Below are 19,304 nucleotides of genomic sequence, written 5' to 3'. Positions count from 1 at the left end.
GCCGGTTGGCCGGTGTCGAAACCTGGCAACCCGGCGATCCGCACGTAGACTTCGCACGTCACACCGATCGGCTAGCAGCGATCGCCGACCAGAAGAGGGCCAGAGTCCCCCGGCCCGCAGGCGACCCAGGCCGGTCAGTCCTGGCAACAAGCCGGCCCCCCGGCCTGACATCTGGAGCTCACCCGCTCATGCGATCCCGCGTGACCATGGTGTTCGCCGTCACAGCACTGGTGCTCGGCGGCGTCATGTTGGTGCCCGCCGCGTACGCCCGGCTCTCTGCCGGGACGAGCGACGGCGCGGTGGCCAGCGTCGCCGCACCCACCCCGCAACCCCCGCCACCACCGACCCTGGCGCCGGCCAAGGTCTCGGTGAACTTCAAGGGGGAGTTCTTCTCCTGGGCGCTCATGGATCGCGAGACGGGCAAGGTCTCCGGCTCGAAGAACATGGCCGCGACCAGCTCCACCGAGTCCATGCTCAAGGCCTGGATCGTCGCCGACTACCTACGCCAACTGGGCGACAAGGAGCCGACGGCAGCCCTGAAGAAGGCCGCCAGCCTGGCCATCCGGGACAGCGACGACGATGCGACAAACGCCGTCTACCGTGCCGCCGGCGGCTCCTACGCGGTGCCGGCCGGTGGGCAGCCCGGGCCGGTGGTCAAACGAGCAATCAAGACCTGCGGCCTCACCGACACCAAGCGGGGCAACGTCCCCGGCTACGAGGGCTGGTGGAGCTTCACCCGGATGTCCCCGCGTGACGCGGTGCGGCTCGGCGACTGCATCGCCGACGGCAAGGCCGCCGGCCCCAAGTGGACCAAATGGGTGCTCGCCGAGATGAGCAAGGTGCGCGGCAGCACCGCCGCCAAGGATCAACAGGAGCGCTCTGGCGGCGGCCGGTGGGGCATCATCGACGGCCTGCCCGAGTCGATCCTCAGCCAGGGGCCGGTAAGCATCAAGAACGGCTGGACACCGCTCAGCTATGACGGCAACTGGCACGTCAACTGCCTTGCGGTGACCGAGAAGTGGAGTCTTGCGGTGATGCTTCGCTATCCGTACAGCCAAGGGCTCGACTACGGCTCGGACGTCTGCGCGAGCGTGACGACGCAGCTGGTCACCCCGCAGCCCGGCGGTGCCATCAAGGTGCCCCAGCAGCCGATCGGCAAGCTCTGATGGCCGGCCACATCCGACGCCGTGCGCGTACGGCGTCGCGATTACGTCTCGTCGCCATCGCCTCCGTCCTGGTCGGCCTGGTCCTGGTGTCCTTACGACTGCTGCCCGGCTCGCCGTTCGAATCCACCGCCGCCGCTCAATGGGGACAGGCAGGATCATCAGACAGCCGCGGCAGCGACCTGACCGATCGCAGCACCCGACCCCCGCCGCCCTCCGCCAGCCCCACACCGCCGCCCGAGCCGCTGCCGTTCGAGGCGAAGGAACTCGACCTCGACATCGACGGCTGGTACGCCTGGAGCGTGCTGGACCGCCGGTCGGGCGAGATCATCGGCTCGGACAACATGGCCGAGACCAGCACCACGGCTTCCCTGATCAAGTCCTGGATCGTCGCCGACTTCCTGCGACGCAGTGACGACGCCGGGCAGACCCCGAGCGACGCGAAGCTGGCCGACCTGACGAAAATCATCAGGGACAGCGACAACGAACGCACCCAGACGCTGTACACGCAGATCGGCGAATCCGCCTCGATCAAGCGCCTGCTGTCCACGTGCGACCTGACCGACAGCAAGGTCTCCAGCGACCTCGGGTGGAGCCGCACCGAACTGTCACCCCGGGACGTGGCCCGACTCGGCAACTGCATCGCCGACGGCCGGGCGGCCGGCCCCACCTGGACCAAGTGGCTGCTCAACGAGATGCGACTGGTACGCGGTGCCGGCGACTTCGGCATCCGCAAGGCGTTCCCGGCCGCCGAGGCCAAGAAAATCGCCATCAAGAACGGCTGGGTCGACCGGGAGCAGGAGCAGGAGATTCACGTCAACTGCCTGGCCATCGGCGACACCTGGACGATGGGCGTCATGCTCCGCTACCCCATCAACAAGGGCTACGACTACGGCATGACCACCTGCCAACAAATCACCAGAGCCCTCCAAACCCCCACCCCCTAACCCACCCACCCCCTCGCCCCGCCCGCCGCCCCCTGCGCCTCGCCCCCCTCGCCGTCGATCTTGCACTTTTGGTCGCCGAAACGCGGCTTATGCCCGAGAAGTGGCGACCGAAAGTGCAAGATCGCGGAGGTCTTGGGGCGTGAGGGGGTGGGTTAGGGGGTGAAGAAGGTGGGGCCTTGGGGTGGGAGGGGTGGGGTTTGGCCCAGGGCGGTGGCGTGGCGGGCGAACTCGCGCAGGCCGGCTACCTGGCGGTCGCCCAGGGAGAAGTCCAGCGCCTGGTAGTAGGAGGCCAGGGTGGCCGCGTCGAAGGGCTCCCAACGGGCCGCCGACTCGACGACCTGGTCGAGCTCGGCCAGGCAGAGGTCACGCGAGCGCAGGAATGCGTCGTGCACCCCCTTGACCAGACCGGGGTGGGCGGCGGCGAAGTCGCGACGGGCGGCCCAGACGGCGAAGACCATCGGTAGTCCGGTCCACTCCCGCCAGGCCTGGCCCAGGTCGGTGACCGTCAGGCCACGGCTGGGTGCCTCGTAGAGGGCGCGCAGGGCCACGTCGCCGATCAGCACCGCCGCGTCCGCCTCCAGCAGCATCTGGGTCAGATCGGGCGGGCATCGGAAGTACTCGGGCTGCACCCCGTACCGCTCGCGCAGCAGGAGTTGCGCGAGCAGGACCCCGGTCCGCGAGGTGGAGCCGAGGGCCACCCGGGCCCCGTCCAGCTCGGCCAGCGGGCGGGTGCTGACCAGGTTGACCGACAGCACCGGGCCGTCGCTGCCGACCGCCAGGTCGGGCAGGAGCAGCAGTTCGTCCGCGTGACGCAGGTACTCGACCAGGGAGATCGGCCCGATGTCCAGGTCACCGCCGACGAGTGCGGCGTTGAGCCGGTCCGGCGTGTCCTTGTACAGGTCGACGTCGAGCAGGGCACCGGAGCGCATCAGGCCCCAGTAGATCGGTAGGCAGTTGAGGAACTGGATGTGCCCGACCCGGGGGCGGGCGACGCGCTCGACCATGCCCCGACCGTATCCCCGTCCCCGCTGACCGGCTCAGCGGACCGGCACCTAAGTGGCCAACCCCGCACCAGGCGACCCCGTCCCTGACCCATCGGACCCGACTCGGCCGCAGTGTCTCCTCGCACCGGCCCGGCCCAGGCCTGCGCGGTGCTGCGCGCGGTGTGGCCGAAATTCGGTTGCTGCCGACGCAGTGAAGGGTAGGCTTCCTGTCCCGCCCGACGGCCGCGGTGAGTAGCACCGGAGCGGACGTCCCCCGCGCCGGCCGACAGTCGGAAACGCGAGCGGCAGCCTTCTTCCCGTGTCAAGGAGTACGTGGATGAGCCTGCACGCCCAACAGCTCCCGCAACCTACGCAACCCACACCGCACCGCCCGCCGACGCTCGACGACGAACTGGCCGCCGAGCGGGCACACCTGTCCGACTCCCGAGCCGCGCTGGCCCGGATGCGAGAACGCGCCGAGGCGCTCTTCGCCACCGGCGACAAGGTCGCCGGGGACCGGTACACCGCCGAGCAGCTCGGCCGTCACCTTGCCCGCCGGGTCGCGGAACTGGCCGACGACCCCCGCACCCCACTCTTCTTCGGCCGTCTCGACTTCGGCACCACCGACACCCCAGCCATCACCGACACCCCAGCCACCAGCAACACCGCCACCAGCGACGTCGCGACCACCACCGATACCGCAGCCACCACCGGCCTCGACCTCGCAGCCACCGCCGACACCGGAGCCACCGCCGACACCACGCCCACGAACACCGCCGGCGCCGCGGCCACCACCGGCATCGAGGACGGCGACTACACGGAGCAGGCCGCCAGCGCCGGGTACGGCGAGCACGCCGGGCGGCGCTATCACGTCGGGCGCCGGCACGTGACCGACGAGCAGGGCGAACCGCTGGTGCTGGACTGGCGGGCACCGGTGTCCCGGGCGTTCTATCAGGCCAGCGCCCGGGACCCGCAAGGGTTGACGGTACGGCGTCGGTTCGGGTTCGACAACGGGATGCTGACCAGCTTCGAGGACGAGCACCTGGATCGAGGCGAGGAACTCGGCACCGCCAGCCGAATCCTGACCGCCGAGATCGAGCGGCCTCGGGTGGGGCCGATGCGGGACATCGTCGCCACCATTCAGCCCGAGCAGGACGAGTTGGTCCGCGCCGACCTGGCCCAGTCGATCTGTGTGCAGGGTGCGCCGGGCACCGGGAAGACCGCGGTCGGGCTGCACCGGGCCGCGTACCTGCTCTATCTGCACCGGGAGCGGTTGCGCCGGTCGAAGGTGTTGGTCGTGGGGCCGAACCGGGCCTTCCTGGCGTACATCGCGGCGGTGCTGCCCGCCCTCGGTGAGGTGGAGGTCGAGCAGGCGACCGTCGAGGACCTGGTCGACCGGGTGGTGGTGCGGGCGGTGGACCCGCCGGCCGTGGCGGTGATCAAGCACGACGCCCGGATGGCCGAGGTGCTGCGCCGGGCGGTCGACGCGTACGTCGGTGAGCCGACCGAACCGATCGTCGTCTCCGACGGCTCGTTCCGTTGGCGGATCGGACTGGAGCCGTTGCACCGGCTGGTCCAGGAGACCCGGGCCGAGCAGTTGCCGTACGCCCTCGGTCGGGAGCGGGTGCGCGCCCGGGTGGTCGCGCTGCTGCAACGGCAGGCGGAGGCCCGGCGGGCGGAGTCGCCGAGCGAGGCGTGGCTGCGCCGGATGGGCCGGTCGAAGCCGGTGACGACCTTCCTGGACACGGTCTGGCCGGCGCTGACCCCGGACGGGTTGGTGCACGCGCTGCTCGCCGATCCCGCCCGGCTCGCCGCAGCGGCCGACGGCCTGCTCACCCCCGCCGAGCAGGCGCTGCTGACCGGCCAGGACACCACCCGAACGACCACCGACGCCCCTTCCGGCACGCCAGAGGCCACCGCGCCAGAAAGCAGCGGCACGCCAGCAAGCAGCGGCGGCGCACCAGGGAGCAGTAGACCTCGGTCCGGGACGAAGCTGGGGCGTACGCCGAAGGCCACCCGGTGGAGCGCCGCCGACGCGGTCCTGATCGACGAGGCGGCCGGGCTGATCGAGCGGCCGGGCAGCTACGGGCATGTGGTGGTGGACGAGGCGCAGGACCTTTCGGCCATGCAGTGCCGGGTGATCGCCCGGCGCAGCGAGCACGGTTCGCTGACCCTGCTCGGGGACCTGGCGCAGGCGACCGCGCCGTGGGCGGCCACCGACTGGCGGGTGACCCTGCGTCACCTCGGTAAACCGGACGCGACTGTGGTGCCGTTGACCGTCGGTTTCCGGGTACCGGCTGACGTGCTCGCCTTCGCCAACCGGTTGCTGCCGTCGCTCGCCGTGGACGTACCGCCGGCCGAGTCGTTGCGCCGCGACGGGGTGCTCACGGTGCGTACCGTGACGGATCTTGTCGGGGCGACGGTGGCCGAGGTGGGCGCGGCGCTCGCCCACGAGGGGTCGGTCGCGGTGATCGCCGCCGCCGACGCGGTGGACCGGTTGGGCGCGGCGCTCGCGGCGGCCGGGATCGAGACCGCTACCGCCGCCGACGCGGGCGGCGGCCCGCGCGTCACGGTCGTCCCCGCCACCGAGGTCAAGGGCCTGGAGTACGACCACGTCATCGTGGTCGAACCGGCCGATATCGTGGCGGCCGAGCCACGCGGGCTGCACCGGCTCTACGTGGTGCTCACCCGGGCGGTCTCCCGGATGTCGGTGCTGCACCGCGCGCCACTGCCCGCACCGCTGGGCTGACCGGCGGTATTGCCACCACCTGGTGAACCGAGAATGATCAAGCTCGTGGAAAGAGACATCCTCGCCCGTGCCGAGCGGGTCAGCCGCCGGTACGGCGACGTCCTCGCCCTGGATCAGGTCGACCTTGAGGTACGGGCGGGTGAACTGGTCGGCCTGCTGGGGCCCAACGGTGCCGGCAAGAGCACGCTGATCAGCCTGCTGGTCGGGCTGCGTAAGCCCACCTCCGGTCGGGTGGAACTCAACGGCGGTGACCCGCGTGACCCGGCGAGTCGGCGGCAGATCGGCGTCACCCCGCAGGAGACCGGGCTGCCCGGCACGCTGCGGGTCGGCGAGGTGGTCGACTTCGTCTCGGCCCACTACCCGGATCCGGTGCCCAGGGGCGACCTGCTCGACCGATTCGGCCTGGCAGACCTGGTCCGGCGGCAGTGCGGCGGGCTCTCCGGTGGGCAGAAGCGTCGGCTCGCGGTGGCGCTGGCCTTCGTCGGCCGCCCCCGGTTGGTGGTGCTCGACGAGCCCACGACCGGGCTGGACGTCGAGGCCCGCCACACCCTGTGGGAAGCCATCCGGACATTCCACGCCGACGGCGGCACGGTGCTGCTGAGCAGCCACTACCTGGAAGAGGTGGAGGCGCTGGCCCGTCGGGTGGTGGTCATCGGCCAGGGACGGGTGCTCGCCGACGACACCGTGGACGCGGTCCGGGCCGTGGTCGGCGTACGCCGGGTGAGCCTGACCGCTGACACGCTCCCCCCGCTGCCGGGGGTGGTACGCACCGAGCACGTCGACGGCCGTACCCACCTGCTCACCGCCGACGCCGACCAACTGGTGCGGGACCTGGTCACCAGCGGGGTCGAGTTCCGCGACCTGGAGGTGCGCCCGACCTCGCTGGAAGAGGCGTTCCTGGCCATCACCGCCACCGACGCCGCGCCAGCCGCCGCCTGAGGGGATCTCGACGTGCAACTCGCCCTGGTACACGCGCGTTACCAACTGCTGGAGACCGTCCGCATCCCGGTCGCGATCTTCGGTAGCGCGTTCTTCCCCGCCGCCGCGATGCTCTTCTTCGTGGTGCCCTTCGCCGGCAAGGACCCGGTCGGTGCCACCTACGCCACCGCCGCGATGGTCACCTTCTCGGTGATGAGCGCCAACATCTTCCAGTACGGCGTGGGTGTCGCCGAGGACCGTGACCAGCCCTGGAACCCGTACACCCGGACGTTGCCGGCCGGGTCGGCCCCGCGTTTCGCCGGCCGGGTCATGGCCGGTCTGGTCCTCACCTACCTCTCGCTGGTCCCCGTGGTGGTGATCGCCGCGACCCTGACCGAGGCCCGGATCGACCCGGCGTCGTTCCTGCTGGCCCTGGTCACCGTCACCGTCATCTCCGTGCCGTTCACCCTGATGGGGCTGACCATCGGCTATTCGCTGCCCAGCAAGGCGGCGATCGTGGTGGCGCAGCTCGTCTTCTTCCCGCTCGCCTTCGGTGGTGGCCTGCTCTCCGCCCCGGATCAGGCACCCGGTTTCATCGAGGCGATCGCGCCGTACCTGCCCACCCGGGGTGCGGTGGAGCTGATGTGGGCGGCGGTCGGCGACTACTCGGTCAACCTGCTCTCCCTGGTCATGCTCGGTGTCTGGGTGGTGGTGCTGGCCGCCCTGGCCGGCTGGGCGTACCGCCGGGACGAGGGTCGCCGGTTCAGCTGACGTTCCCCCGGTTTCCGGCCCGGATCATGCTCCGGCGGTGCCACGATGCCGGTGAGGGTGGTCGGGCGGCGGCCACCGCCGGGTCGAGAGGGGTAGCCGTGGCCAGCGTCCCGTCGGGCACGCCGTGCTGGGCCGACCTGGCCACGCCAGGGCTCGACCGGGCCCGGCGGTTCTACCCGGAACTGTTCGGCTGGACCGGGCGGGTGGACCCCGAACCCGAGGCGGGCGGCTACACGACCTTCCAGCTCGACGGTCGGGCCGTCGCCGGGGTGGGGCCGCCGGCCGTACCGGACCAGGTGCCGATCTGGTCGACGTACGTCGCCACCGATGACGCCGACCTGGTCACCGGGCGGGTGGAGCGAGCCGGTGGGCAGGTGGTCGTACCGCCCTTCGAGGTCTTCGACCGAGGGCGGATGGCGGTCTTCAGCGACCCGGCCGGTGCCGCGTTCAGCGTCTGGCAGCCGATGGCGTTCTCCGGGGCCGAGGTCTTCGACGTACCCGGCGCGATGTGCTGGACCGAGCTGGTCACCCCCGATCCGGACGGCGCACGGATCTTCTACGAGCTGGTCTTCGGGTGGCAACCCGAGGAGGAGCCGATGGGACAGACTTCGTACACCGGTTGGCGGCTCGGCGACCGGATGGTGGCCGGCATGATGCCCCCGCGCGAGGAGGCGTTCGCCGCCGACTCCCCCGCCTACTGGACGCTCTACTTCTCGGTCGCCGACGCCGACGCCACGGCCGCCCGCGCCGCTGAACTCGGCGGCACCATCCTCGTCCCACCCCGCGACATCCCCGCCGGCCGCGTCACCGCCCTCCGCGACCCCGACGGCGCCCTCTTCTCCCTGATCGCCCTAACCCCCTAATGGGAGCTACCGGGTCAGCCGTTGGCAGACTCGGTGCCTGGTAGCCGCGGGCGGGTGAGCACTTTCATCCCCTGGACCGGTGTCGAGTTCTAGGGTCAGACCGTGCCCCCGCTCGTGGTCGGGAGACGGATGGCTGATGGGGTGTCGTGCCTGCCGAGAACGTTGGCGTGAGCACTGGTCCATTAGGGCGCTGAGGTCTTCCGCGGGCTGCTGACATGGGAGCCGTGACGCAGCGGAGGCATGTAGTGCTGTTCGTGGGTGACGATTGGGCCGAAGACCACCACGATGTGGAGGTACAGGACGAACATGGCCGGGCGATGCGCACCGCCCGGTTGTCTGAGGGCGTGGACGGGATGGCCCGGTTCCATGAGCTCGTCGCCCGGTTCCTGCCTGAGGACGCGAAACCGTCGGATGTCCTCGTCTGCATCGAGACCGACCGCGGCCCGTGGGTACGGGCCCTGATCGCGGCTGGCTACCAGGTCTACGGGGTGAACCCGAAACAGGCAGCCCGGCACCGTGAGCTGCTGTCATTGTCCGGGGCCAAGAGCGACAAGGCCGACGCGCACACCCTGGCCGACATGGTCCGGACCCGTCGCCACCAGCTGCGCCAGGTCGCTGCGGACTCCGACATCGCCGAGGCAGTCAAGGTCGTGGCCCGGGCCCACCAGACGCTGATCTGGGAACGCACCCGGCACATGCTGCGGCTACGGGCGGCACTGCGTGACTACTTCCCGGCCGCGCTGGCCGCCTACCAGGTGTTGACGCTCACGGGCGCCGACGCTCTCGAACTGCTGGCCAAGGCGCCCACGCCCGCCGCGGCGGCGAAGCTGACCATCGGGCAGATCAGCGCCGTGTTGAACAAGGCCCGCCGCCGGGACATTCCGGCCAAGGCCGCCGCGATACAGCGGGCCCTGCGCACCGAACACCTGGGCCAGGCCGACATCGTCGCCGGCGCCTACGCGGCCACCGTCCGCGCCACCGTCGCGGTCCTGCAAACCCTCAACACCGAGATCCGCACCCTCGAAGGGCAGGTCGAGGCCCATTTTGGCCAGCACCCGGACGCTGAGGTCTACCTCAGCCAGCCCGGCATCGGCGTCATCCTCGGCGCCCGGGTGCTCGCAGAGTTCGGCGACGCGGCAGGCCGCTACGCCAGCGCCAAGTCCCGCAAGAACTACGCCGGCACCGCACCGATCACCCGCCAGTCCGGCAAATCCAAGACCGTCCACGCCCGGTTCATCCACAACGATCGCCTCGTCGACGCCTTACACATGCAGGCCAGCGCCGCGGTCCTGCACGACCCCGGCAGCCGCGCCTACTACGACGAACTCCGCGCCCGCGACATCGGCCACAACGCCGCCCTACGCCAGGTCGGCAACCGCCTCGTCGGAATCCTCCACGGCTGCCTCAAACCACCACCGTCTACGACAAGAACACTGCCTGGTCACACCGTGAGCTAACCGCCGCAGCTTGACACCTCAGCCCCTGGGGTGTCTGACCCACCCCCACCACGCCACGCGATCTGCCCCGCGACGCGCTGCCACCCCCTCGCCGCCGATCGCGCCCCGCCGCCCGCCGCCCGCCGCCCCGTCGATCTTGCACTTTTGGTCGCCCATATACCCTTCATGTCCTTTATGCCCCGACCAAAAGTGCAAGATCGCGGGGCCCGGGGCGGGGCGCGGGGCGCGGGGCGCGGGGCGCGGGGGGTTAGGGGTGGGAGGGGCGGGTGGGGAGGACCAAAGGGCCGTGGGGGCCGGGGATGACGGTGACGTGGGCGCGGTAGTGGTGGGAGAGGAGGTCTTCGGTGAGGACCTGGTCGGGGGTGCCGGTGGCGGCGATGCGGCCGTTCGCGAGCAGCACCATGCGGTCGGCGTACTCGCCGGCGATGGAGAGGTCGTGCATGGTGGCCACTACGGTCAGGCCCTCGGTACGGCGCAACTGGTCGACCAGTTCCAGCACCTCCTGCTGGTGGCCGATGTCCAACGCGCTTGTCGGCTCGTCGAGCAGCAGCAGGGTGGCGCCCTGGGCCAACGCCCGAGCGAGGAAGACCCGCTGGCGTTCCCCGCCGGAGAGGGTGGCCAGTTCGCGGCCGTGGAACCCGTCGAGGTCCAGCCGGTCCAGCAGTTCGTGCACGACGGCCAGGTCGGTGGCGGACTCCCGGCCCAACGGCGGGATGTACGGGTTCCGACCGAGCAGCACGTAGTCGAGCACCGCCATCCCGGGCGGCACGACCGGGGACTGGGCCACCGTGGCCACCACCCGGGCCCGTTCCCGGCGGCGCAGGTCGCGCAGGGGCGTACCGAAGAGGTGGACCGCGTCCGGTGCGGGCAGCAGGCCGCCGACGGCGCGCAGCAGGGTCGACTTGCCGGCGCCGTTCGGACCGATCACGGTGACCCACTCGCCGGAGCGCACGGTCAGGTCGATGCCGGCGAGGATGGGCACCCCGTCGAGCTTGACCTGAAGACCCCGCACCTCGACGGCAGGCACCTCGACGGCAGGCACCTCGGCGGGGGGCACGACGGCGGGCACCTCGGGCCGGGTCATGTCAGCACCCTTCGGGCGGTACGCAGCACGAGGACGAAGAACGGCCCGCCGAGCAGCGCGGTGACCACTCCGATCGGGATCTCCTGCGGCGCGGCGGCGGTCCGGGCCACCACGTCGGTCAGGGCCAGGAAGGCGCCGCCGAACAGCAGTGACAGCGGAAGGATCACCCGGTAGCTCGACCCGGCCAGCATCCGTACGGTGTGCGGCACGATGATGCCGACGAAGCCGATCAGGCCGGAGGCGGAGACCGCGGCGGCGGTGCCCAGCGAGGCGGCGGCGATCAGCAGGTACCGCGACCGCTGCGGGTGCAGGCCGAGGCTGGCCGCCTCGTCGTCACCGACCGAGAGCACGTCCAACTCCCGCCGGTGCAGCAGCACGACCACAGTGGTGATCAGGAAGTACGGCAGGACCAGCCGGACGTCCTGCCAGCCGGCGGTGGCCAGTCGCCCGAGCAGCCAGGAGTAGACGGCCTGGATGCTGTCCGCGTTGCGTTGCAGCAGGTACGTCTGCCCGGCGGAGAGGAACGCGGAGACGGCCACCCCGGCCAGGATCAGCGCGGCCGGCGAGCGACTGCGCCCACCGGCCGCACCGAGCAGGTACGTCATGATCACCGCCCCGAGCGAGCCGACGAAGGCGGCGAGCGGAATGGTGGGCGGCAGGCCGGTCAGCGCACCGCTCGCACCGACGCCACCGATGGTCAGCACGACGGTGACCGCCAGCCCCGCTCCCGCGGCCACCCCGAGCAGGTACGGGTCGGCCAGCGGGTTGCGGAACACGCCCTGGTATGCACCGCCGGCCAGGGCGAGCAGCCCGCCGACCAGCAGTCCGAGCACCACCCGGGGCAACCGCAGCTCGGTGACGATGGCGACTTCCCGCTCGGTCAGTCCACTGTCGACGTGCACCCCGGGCAGCAGGTTGAGCAGTTCGAGCGCGACACTGCCGGGGGGCAGGCTGACCGGGCCGAGTGAGACACCGGCGACGACCGCGACGAGTACGGCGACGACACCGGCGGCGAGCCAACGTTTCCGCAGGCCCGCCGGCCGGGTCGCGGGCGAGACGGACGGTCCCCTTTTCAACGCCTGGCGCATGGGAAGGGTCCCTGTCAACGCCTGCCGTTCGTCACTTCTCGGCCTTGGTGGTGGCGTCCACGATGGCGCGCAGCAGGTCCACCACGCGCGGGCCCCAGCGGGAGGCGACGTCGTCGTCGAGTTCCACGATCTGGCCCTCGCGTACGGCGTTGATGCCCGCCCAGCCGCTGCGCGCCGAGACCGTCGCGGCGCTCTGCTGGCAGCACTTGACGTCGGAGAGGAAGACGAAGTCCGGGTTGGCCGCGACGATCATCTCCTGGGAGAGCTGCGGGTAGCCGCCGCTCCTGCCGTCCGCGTCGGCCGCGTCGGCGATGTTCTCCAGGCCGGCGAGGGAGTAGATCGAGCCGATGAAGGTGTTGCTGGTGACGGTGTACAGCTCCGGGCCCAGCTCGTGGAAGTAGGTGGGTGCCTGAACCCGCTGCGGCACCTCGGCCACGATCTTCGCGATGTCGTCCTTCATCCGCTGCACGACGTCGGCACCGGCGGTGGCGTTGCCGGTGAGCACACCCAGGTCGGTGATCTGCTGGTACGTGTCGTCGAGCGTCTGCGCCGCGGGGGTCAGGTAGACCGGGATCTTCAACGCCGCCAACTGGTCGACGATCTTGTTCCGGTCGTCGCTGAGCACCACCAGGTCAGGGTTCTTCGCGGCGATCGCCTCGGCGTTGGGCTGGTAGCCGGACAGGTCCGTCTTCGGCGCGTCGGCCGGGTGGTTGGACTGGTCGTCGACCGCGACGACCTGCGGGCCGGCGCCGACCGCGAAGAGCATCTCGGTGGCGGTCGGCGCCAGCGAGATGATCTTTTCGGGACGCTGTTCCAGCGTCAGCGATCCGACGGTGACGGGAAAGGCGCCGCCGGCCGGGCTGCCGCTGGCCGTGGGGGTCTCGGTGGTCTTCTCGGCGCAGGCACCGAGCGCCAGCGCGGCCACCGCGAGGGTGGCGGCGAGAATCCGGGGGGTACGTCTGAACATCGGTCCTCCTGTCGGTCGAGGAGTGTGGTGCTTCGCCGACAGGGAGCCACAGGCACCCGTGGGCGAGGCGCCCTTCCTCGAGAGCGCGTGTCGCGACCGCGCCACAGGCGACCTGGCTCGTCCCCCTTTCGGGGGCATCACAGTTGCGGGACAGCGCCGGTTTCACACCGACTTCGCTGTGGCGGGTCGGTAGAACCGTAGCGCACGCCCGGTGGCCGCCCCGCCGAGCCGTGGGGAGCAGCCACGTGGGTCGGCTCGACGTCGAGCCGACCCACGCATCTGGTACCCGAGTCATTTCCTGAAGACGGGGCCCCGCGCGAGGGGGGTGTGGCGGGGCCCCGTCGGTTCAGGAGGCGGTGATGGTGACGTTGTCCACAGCCGCCTCGACCAGGCTGGCCGTCGAGGCGTCCGCAGCCTCCACCAGGATTCGGATCGACTGCCCCGCGTACGGGGTGAGGTTGAGGTTCGAGGTGGTCCAGGCGCCGTTGCGGTTGCTTGCCGCGCCGGCCTGGCTGAGCAGGGTCGTGGTGCCGCCGTTGTGCACCACGCTGACCCGGAAGTAGTCGGCCGACGACGAGTTCGAGCCGTGGGCCAGGTACCAGGCCAGGGAGAGCGTCAACGTGCCGCTCGACGGCAGGGTGATCGCCGGGGAGCGGGCGCTTGTCACGCCGCCGTCCAGGTCGTAGTCACCGGCGGCGGAGCCGGCGAGCCGGCCGGTGACCAGGTCGTTGCTGCCGGCGTACGGGGTGAGCTGCTTGGCCCCGCTGGAGTTGGTGGCCTGGGCGGCACCCCGCTCCCACTGGCCCGACGTCGCGGTGTCGGTGCCGTTGGGGTTGATCGTCCAGCCGGTGTTGGTCTCGAAGGTGTCCGACCAGACAGTCGTACCGCCGCTGCCACCGCCGCAGTACTGGGCCTGCTTGTTGATCGCCCGGTACGGGCAGTCGGCGTACTCGGCGAGGATGAGCACCGCCTCCCGGTTGCGCGAGGTCTGCTGCGGGATCACCTCGTCGGGCGGGTAGAAGCCGCCGCCGGAGGCCGAGCGCGGGTACAGCTCGAAGGTGTACGCCCAGATGCCGTGCACCGCCCACATCCAGTCGATGCTGCTGCCGTCGGTGATGTACAGGTCACTGGACTGCTGCGGGGTGAAGTTGTTGGTCGCGGCCATCTGCCGACCGATGGTGGCGAAGGTGTTGTACTGGTCGGCGTTCATCCCGGTGGCGGTGTCGTTGTACGTGTAGCCGTACGGCCAGAGCACCAGCTCGGAGTAGGTGTGGAAGTCGATGTTGGCCTTGATCTGCTGCACGCCACCGACGACCCGGCTGTTGACGAAGTTGCGCAGCGCCTGGGTCTCCGGCGCGGAGAAGGCCGAGGGACCCCGGTAGGTGTCCGACGAGGTCGAGCTGGAGGAACCGCCGCAGCAGCCCCAGTTGTAGCTCCAGTTGCGGTTGAGGTCCGTGCCGACGTACGACGATCCGCTGTTGGGTTGGCGGTTCTTGCGCCAGGACCGGTAGGAGCCGGTGGCGATGTCGTACTCGCTGCCGTCCGGGTTGACCGACGGCACGATCCAGATCTCCCGGTTGTTGACCAGGTTGGTGATCCGGGAGTCGGTGCCGTAGCTGTCGGTGAAGAGGTTCATCAGGTAGATGGCCATCTCGACCGTCAGGTGCTCACGGGCGTGCTGCTGCGAGTTGAACAGGATCTCCGGCTCGTTCTCGTCCGTGGCGACGTTGTCGGAGATCTTGATCGCGACCAGGTCCCGACCCTCGTACGAGGTACCGATGCTGATCTTGCGGGCGATAGCCGGATGGTCCGCGACGACCTTGTTGACCACGGCGACCATCTCGGCGTAGTCGTGGTAGTTCGCGTCGGCCGGCGGGAAGGCCAGGGCACCGACGTCCCCGTGGTCGTGCCCACGGTCTGTCGGCGGCGCGGCGATCGGCTCCAACGTGAAACCGAGCCGGGTGATCGCGGCAGCCTCGGCACGGGTGGCCGAGATGTGCAGCACCCCGTGCTCGGAGTAGTCGATCGCGGCACCGGTGCGGGCGACCGCGGTGCGGTCGGCCAGCGTACGCGGGCCGAGCACCCGGTAGGGCGCGGCAGCCGGCTGTTCATCCCGGTCCGGTGCGGGTCGGGCGGAGACCGGTGGTGCGGAGAGTGCGAGCAGGCCGAGACCGGCGGCGACGATCATCGCCAGCGTCCGGCGGACAGGGATGGATCGGAAGGCCATGGACAACCTCCTGGAGGCGCGGGGTTTTCCCGCTCGGTAGCGGCCAGCCCACCACCGGTCACATGGTCATATCAACATCGATCGCTGTTTCGCCCATCCCAACCTGATCCTCACGTCGGCAACATGGTTCCGCCGACGGATGCTCGACGAAGCCGAGCGCCTGCTCAGGCCGCCGGACCGCGCCCGGAATCGGAGCTGCCCGGCTGCTCGGTCGAGGAACCGGCGTCGCCGGTGGCCTGGTCGGTCGAGGTGCCGGCGTCACCGGTGGCGGCCTGGTCGTCGCCGGCCAGGGCGGAGCGCAGTTGCTCCTTCTCGGTACGGCGTCGTTCGGCGGCGGCGGCCATCTCCTCGGCCATCTCGTCACGCCAGCCCTTGAGCAGGAAGAACGACAGTGCGGCGGAGAACAGCAGCGCCACGATCAGCTTCAGGAAGATGTCGATGTCGACAGGCCAGAGGGCCGCCACCACGACCGCGAACAACCCGACCCGGCCGAGTGTGTACTTGACCGCCGCACTCACGTTCATCCACTCCGCTCGTTCACGTCGCCATGTGCGTTCCGACCAGCCCACTCCGGGCGGTCCACCCGACCCGGATCAGCTCGTCCGGTTGACCAACCAGCGCACGCCGGGGAACCAGACCAGCGCGTAGACCACGGTGAAGGTCACCGCGGCCAACCCGCCGGACGCCAGCGGCGGCAGCCCGGTCGCGAGCCCGGCCACCAGCAGCCCGGACACCACCGCCACGGCGACGGCCACCAACGCGGCCACCACCCGGGGGGCACCGAACTCCCAGGACCGGAAGTCCTCCCAGAAGAGCCAGGCGGGCAGGATCACCGCCAGCCAGCCGTTGGCCTGGCCGAAATCACCGGCACCGAACCAGGCGAAGGCCCCGTCGAAGAGCACCAGCACCAGCATCCCGATGACCGCACCGGCCAGCGCCACGCCGATCAGGTCACCCAGGTGTTGGATGCGCCCCTCGGCGTCCCGCCGGGGAAAGGTGCTCTGCTGCTCGCTCATCTCGCTGACGAGGGTACGCGAGCCGGGTCGACGCCCTCGCGCTGGCCAGCGCGAGGGCACTGGCCGACGCGTCGAGAGGTCAGGCCCAGACCTGCTGCGGCTCGGCCCGACGCTGCGCCAGGGTCGGCGCGGCATCGTACTCGCGGACCACCTCGTAGCGGGTGTTGCGCTCGACCGGGCGGAAACCGGCGTCCCAGATCATGTGCAGCAGGTCGTCGCGGTGCATGGTGTTCGGCGTGCCGTACGAGTCGGCGTCGTGGGTGATCTTGTATTCCACGACGGAGCCGTCCAGGTCGTCCACGCCGAAGTTGAGCGACAACTGGGCCACCGAGAGCCCGTGCATCACCCAGAAGCACTTGACGTGCGGGACGTTGTCGAACAGCAGCCGGGAGACCGCGAAGGTCTTCAGCGACTCGGCCGGCGAGGCCATCGTGGTGCGGGCCTGGATCCGGTTACGGATCTTGCCGTCCGCCGAGTCCACGAAGTCGTGCTGGTAGCGCAGCGGGATGAAGACCTGGAAACCGCCGGTCTCGTCCTGCAACTCGCGCAGCCGCAGCACGTGGTCGACCCGGTGCCGGGGCTCCTCGATGTGGCCGTAGAGCATCGTGGACGGCGTCTTCATGCCCTTGCTGTGGGCCAGCCGGTGGATCCGCGACCAGTCCTCCCAGTGGCAGGCGTGGTCGACGATGTGCTGCCGGATCTCCCAGTCGAAGATCTCCGCGCCACCGCCGGTCAGCGACTCCAGGCCGGCGTCCATCAGCTCGTCCAGGATCTCGTCGGCGCTCAGCCCGCTGATCTTCTCGAACCACTGCACCTCGGTCGCGGTGAACGCCTTGAGGTTGACCTTCGGCAGCGCGGCCTTCAGCTCACGCAGCACCTTGGGGTAGTAGCGCCAGGGCAGGGTCGGGTGCAGGCCGTTGACGATGTGCAGCTCGGTGAGCTGCTCGTCCTCCATCTCCTTGGCCTTGCGGACCGCCTCGTCGATGCGCATCGTGTACGCGTCCTTCTCGCCCGGCTTGCGCTGGAACGAGCAGTACGCGCAGCTCGCGCTGCACACGTTTGTCAGGTTGAGGTGCCGGTTGACGTTGAACATGACCCGGTCACCGTTGAGCTCGGTGCGCTTGTGGTGGGCCAGTCGCCCCAGCCAGGTCAGATCGTCACTGGCGTAGAGGGCGATGCCGTCCTCCCGGGTCAGTCGCTCTCCCGCGTACACCTTCGCTTCGAGCTCACGCTTGAGTCCGGCGTCCATCGAAAGCCCCGTCCCCTCCCAGTGCGGTCACGACCGGACCCCGGTCGCAATCCAGAGCCTACGTCGGGCACCCGGGCAGCTCACAGCGCCCTCTGCCGGACAGCACGCCGCTGATCGGACTCTCAGGCTTCTGTGACCCGCTCAGACATCGACACCGTCGTACCGGTGAGGTAAGACAGGGTGGGGGACGACACACCCTGGTACCGTCCCCGATCCGCCGCGTCCTCACCACGACGCGGTTGCAGCACCACCGGACGAGGAGCGCAATGGTCGACAGCGGGCATGGGCGACGGCAGCGGCGACGACCTCCGGTGATCTCACCGGTGCTCCGGCCGATGCTCTGGTCTGCGCTGCTCAGCGCCGTTGCCACCACCGTCCTCGCCGCACCGGCGTACGCCGAGCCGGGCGTGCCCGTCACGGTGCCCGATACCGGTTCCCGCCCGGTGGTCACCGGCCCGCTGCAACTGCCCGGCGGCACCCCGGCGACCGTCACCCCCGGTGTGATTCCCACGACCTCGTCGCCCGGCGCCAGCGCCCTCGAGCAGCAGATCAACGCCGCCGAGGCGCGGATCGGTGAGCTGGGCACCCAACTGCTCGACCTCAAGCAGCAGCTCACCGAGGCCGAGACCCAGCAGGCGACCGCCGCGCGCGACCTGGAGTTCGCCCAGGCCGCGCTGCAGCAGGCACAGCAGTTGGCCGACCAGGCCGCCGCCCAGGCGATCAAGGTCGACGCCGCCCTGCCCACCGCCGGCTTCGCTGCCGACCTGCTCGAACTGGACCTGCTCCGGCGGGTCAACCGCGGCGAACGGGCCGAGCACGACACCGCACCGGCCGCCGGTGAGCTGGCCCGCGCGCAGACTGACGCACAGGTCGCCACGCAGGCGCACACAGCGGCCGAGTCCCGGCTGCGCGGCGTCCAGGAGCAGCACACCGCGACTGAGAAGGCGCTGCGCGACGAAGAGGCCAAGCTGGTCAAGCTGCGCGAGCAGAACGCCACCCAGCTGGTCGAGCTGGCCCGCCAGCAGGAACGCGCCGAGCAGCAACTGGGCGCCGACTACCCCACCCAGTCGGCGGACGGGCTGGTCGCGCATCCCACCGCGCTGGCCGCCCTCGCGTACGCGCGCCGGCAACTGGGCGACCCGTACGTCTGGGGGGCCACCGGGCCCAACTCGTTCGACTGCTCGGGTCTGGTCTGGTCGGCGTACCGGTCGGCGGGCTACTACAAGCTGCCCCGGGTCGCCCGCGACCAGTACTACGCGACCAGGTCGCGCACCGTGTCGCGGGCCGCGCTGCTCCCCGGCGACCTGCTCTTCTTCGCCAGCGGCAGCAGCTGGCGGACCATCCACCACATGGGGATGTACGTCGGCAACGGCAAGATGATCCATGCGCCGACCAGCGGTGACGTGGTGAAGATCTCGACGGTCCGCTGGTCCCGGCTCTACGCCGCGACGCGGGTGGTCGGTGCGGTGCCGGCTCCGTCGGTCACCCCCACGCCGACGCCCAAGCCCACGCCGAAGCCCACTCCGACCACGCCCAAGCCGACGCCCACCACGCCGAAGCCGACGCCGACCACGCCACGGCCCACACCGACGACGCCATCGCCGACGCCGAACCCCACACCCACCCCGTCGGACACCCCGCCGCCCTCCGCCACGCCACCGGGCACCACCACACCGACGCCGACGTCGACGTCGTCGGGCACGCCCGGCGACAACGGCGACAGCGACGGCGGCGACGACACCAGCCCGACCACGGCGGCGAGCAGCCTCGCTCCGCAGGAGAGCGTCTCGGCCACCCCGTCGGCGGTGGGCGGGCGCTGACG

15 protein-coding genes, 1 pseudogene and 1 riboswitch are annotated in these 19,304 nt (G+C 70.6%); of the genes and pseudogenes, 8 read left to right on the top strand and 8 right to left on the bottom strand.

Annotated features, from left to right (window positions below; genetic code table 11):
• Positions 1–188 precede the first annotated feature (188 nt).
• Together EG812_RS22600 and EG812_RS22595 are read left to right on the top strand one after the other, a co-directional pair.
• Complete coding sequence (locus EG812_RS22600; RefSeq protein WP_013731007.1) at positions 189–1,166, top strand: serine hydrolase; 978 nt, start codon at positions 189–191, stop codon at positions 1,164–1,166.
• Positions 1,166–2,110, top strand: a complete 945-nt coding sequence (locus EG812_RS22595; protein ID WP_013731006.1) for a serine hydrolase — start codon at positions 1,166–1,168, stop codon at positions 2,108–2,110. Before EG812_RS22600 ends, EG812_RS22595 begins: the two co-directional genes overlap by 1 nt.
• A gap of 152 nt (positions 2,111–2,262) precedes the next feature.
• Here EG812_RS22595 and EG812_RS22590 read toward each other — a convergent pair whose 3' ends face one another.
• Entirely contained in the window at positions 2,263–3,114 is an 852-nt protein-coding gene (locus EG812_RS22590) for a menaquinone biosynthetic enzyme MqnA/MqnD family protein (RefSeq protein WP_013731005.1), read from the bottom strand.
• Positions 3,115–3,430: 316 nt separating this feature from the next.
• Between EG812_RS22590 and EG812_RS22585 the strand changes: the two genes are divergently transcribed.
• The 5 genes and pseudogenes from EG812_RS22585 to EG812_RS22565 all read left to right on the top strand — a co-directional run bounded on the left by EG812_RS22585 (position 3,431) and on the right by EG812_RS22565 (position 9,865).
• Positions 3,431–5,842 (top strand): HelD family protein, encoded by a 2,412-nt coding sequence (locus tag EG812_RS22585; protein WP_126712688.1) that lies wholly within the window; start codon positions 3,431–3,433, stop codon positions 5,840–5,842.
• A gap of 33 nt (positions 5,843–5,875) precedes the next feature.
• Positions 5,876–6,781 carry an ABC transporter ATP-binding protein gene (locus EG812_RS22580; RefSeq protein ID WP_126712687.1) on the top strand — a complete coding sequence of 302 codons (906 nt, stop codon included), beginning with the start codon at positions 5,876–5,878 and terminating at the stop codon, positions 6,779–6,781.
• A gap of 12 nt (positions 6,782–6,793) precedes the next feature.
• On the top strand, positions 6,794–7,531 hold the full coding sequence (locus EG812_RS22575) for an ABC transporter permease (protein WP_102661048.1): 738 nt from the start codon (positions 6,794–6,796) through the stop codon (positions 7,529–7,531).
• A gap of 98 nt (positions 7,532–7,629) precedes the next feature.
• Positions 7,630–8,394, top strand: coding sequence for a VOC family protein (locus EG812_RS22570; protein WP_126712686.1), 765 nt, complete (start codon positions 7,630–7,632; stop codon positions 8,392–8,394).
• Between the two features lie 245 nt (positions 8,395–8,639).
• Positions 8,640–9,865, top strand: a pseudogene (locus EG812_RS22565) (IS110 family RNA-guided transposase).
• A 233-nt stretch (positions 9,866–10,098) separates the two neighbouring features.
• Here the strand turns inward: EG812_RS22565 and EG812_RS22560 are convergent.
• From EG812_RS22560 to mqnE, 7 genes are all read right to left on the bottom strand, one after another.
• Complete coding sequence (locus EG812_RS22560) at positions 10,099–10,935, bottom strand: ABC transporter ATP-binding protein (RefSeq protein ID WP_126712685.1); 837 nt, start codon at positions 10,933–10,935, stop codon at positions 10,099–10,101.
• On the bottom strand, positions 10,932–12,023 hold the full coding sequence (locus EG812_RS22555; RefSeq protein WP_013730998.1) for a FecCD family ABC transporter permease: 1,092 nt from the start codon (positions 12,021–12,023) through the stop codon (positions 10,932–10,934). Before EG812_RS22555 ends, EG812_RS22560 begins: the two co-directional genes overlap by 4 nt.
• Before the next feature lie 31 nt (positions 12,024–12,054).
• Positions 12,055–12,990: an ABC transporter substrate-binding protein gene (locus EG812_RS22550; protein WP_126712684.1), complete on the bottom strand. Its 936-nt coding sequence runs from the start codon at positions 12,988–12,990 to the stop codon at positions 12,055–12,057.
• An 85-nt stretch (positions 12,991–13,075) separates the two neighbouring features.
• Positions 13,076–13,208, bottom strand: a riboswitch (cobalamin riboswitch).
• A gap of 128 nt (positions 13,209–13,336) precedes the next feature.
• Positions 13,337–15,217 (bottom strand): M14 family metallopeptidase, encoded by a 1,881-nt coding sequence (locus EG812_RS22545; RefSeq protein ID WP_126712683.1) that lies wholly within the window; start codon positions 15,215–15,217, stop codon positions 13,337–13,339.
• A gap of 164 nt (positions 15,218–15,381) precedes the next feature.
• Positions 15,382–15,735 (bottom strand): DUF4229 domain-containing protein, encoded by a 354-nt coding sequence (locus EG812_RS22540; protein WP_043722643.1) that lies wholly within the window; start codon positions 15,733–15,735, stop codon positions 15,382–15,384.
• Between the two features lie 75 nt (positions 15,736–15,810).
• Entirely contained in the window at positions 15,811–16,233 is a 423-nt protein-coding gene (locus EG812_RS22535) for a hypothetical protein (RefSeq protein WP_013730994.1), read from the bottom strand.
• 79 nt (positions 16,234–16,312) lie between these two features.
• The gene (gene mqnE / locus EG812_RS22530; RefSeq protein WP_013730993.1) at positions 16,313–17,482 is read right to left on the bottom strand and encodes an aminofutalosine synthase MqnE; all 1,170 of its coding nucleotides are present in this window, start codon (positions 17,480–17,482) and stop codon (positions 16,313–16,315) included.
• Positions 17,483–17,748: 266 nt separating this feature from the next.
• Between mqnE and EG812_RS22525 the strand changes: the two genes are divergently transcribed.
• A complete protein-coding gene (locus EG812_RS22525) occupies positions 17,749–19,302 on the top strand; it encodes a C40 family peptidase (protein WP_126712682.1) in 1,554 nt (517 codons plus the stop codon).
• Positions 19,303–19,304: the final 2 nt, after the last annotated feature.

The sequence above is a fragment of the Verrucosispora sp. FIM060022 genome, assembly GCF_003977705.1.
Lineage (GTDB): Bacteria > Actinomycetota > Actinomycetes > Mycobacteriales > Micromonosporaceae > Micromonospora > Micromonospora gifhornensis.
The sequence above is the reverse complement of the archived record's forward strand: the minus strand, read 5'-3'. Positions and strand labels throughout refer to the sequence as shown.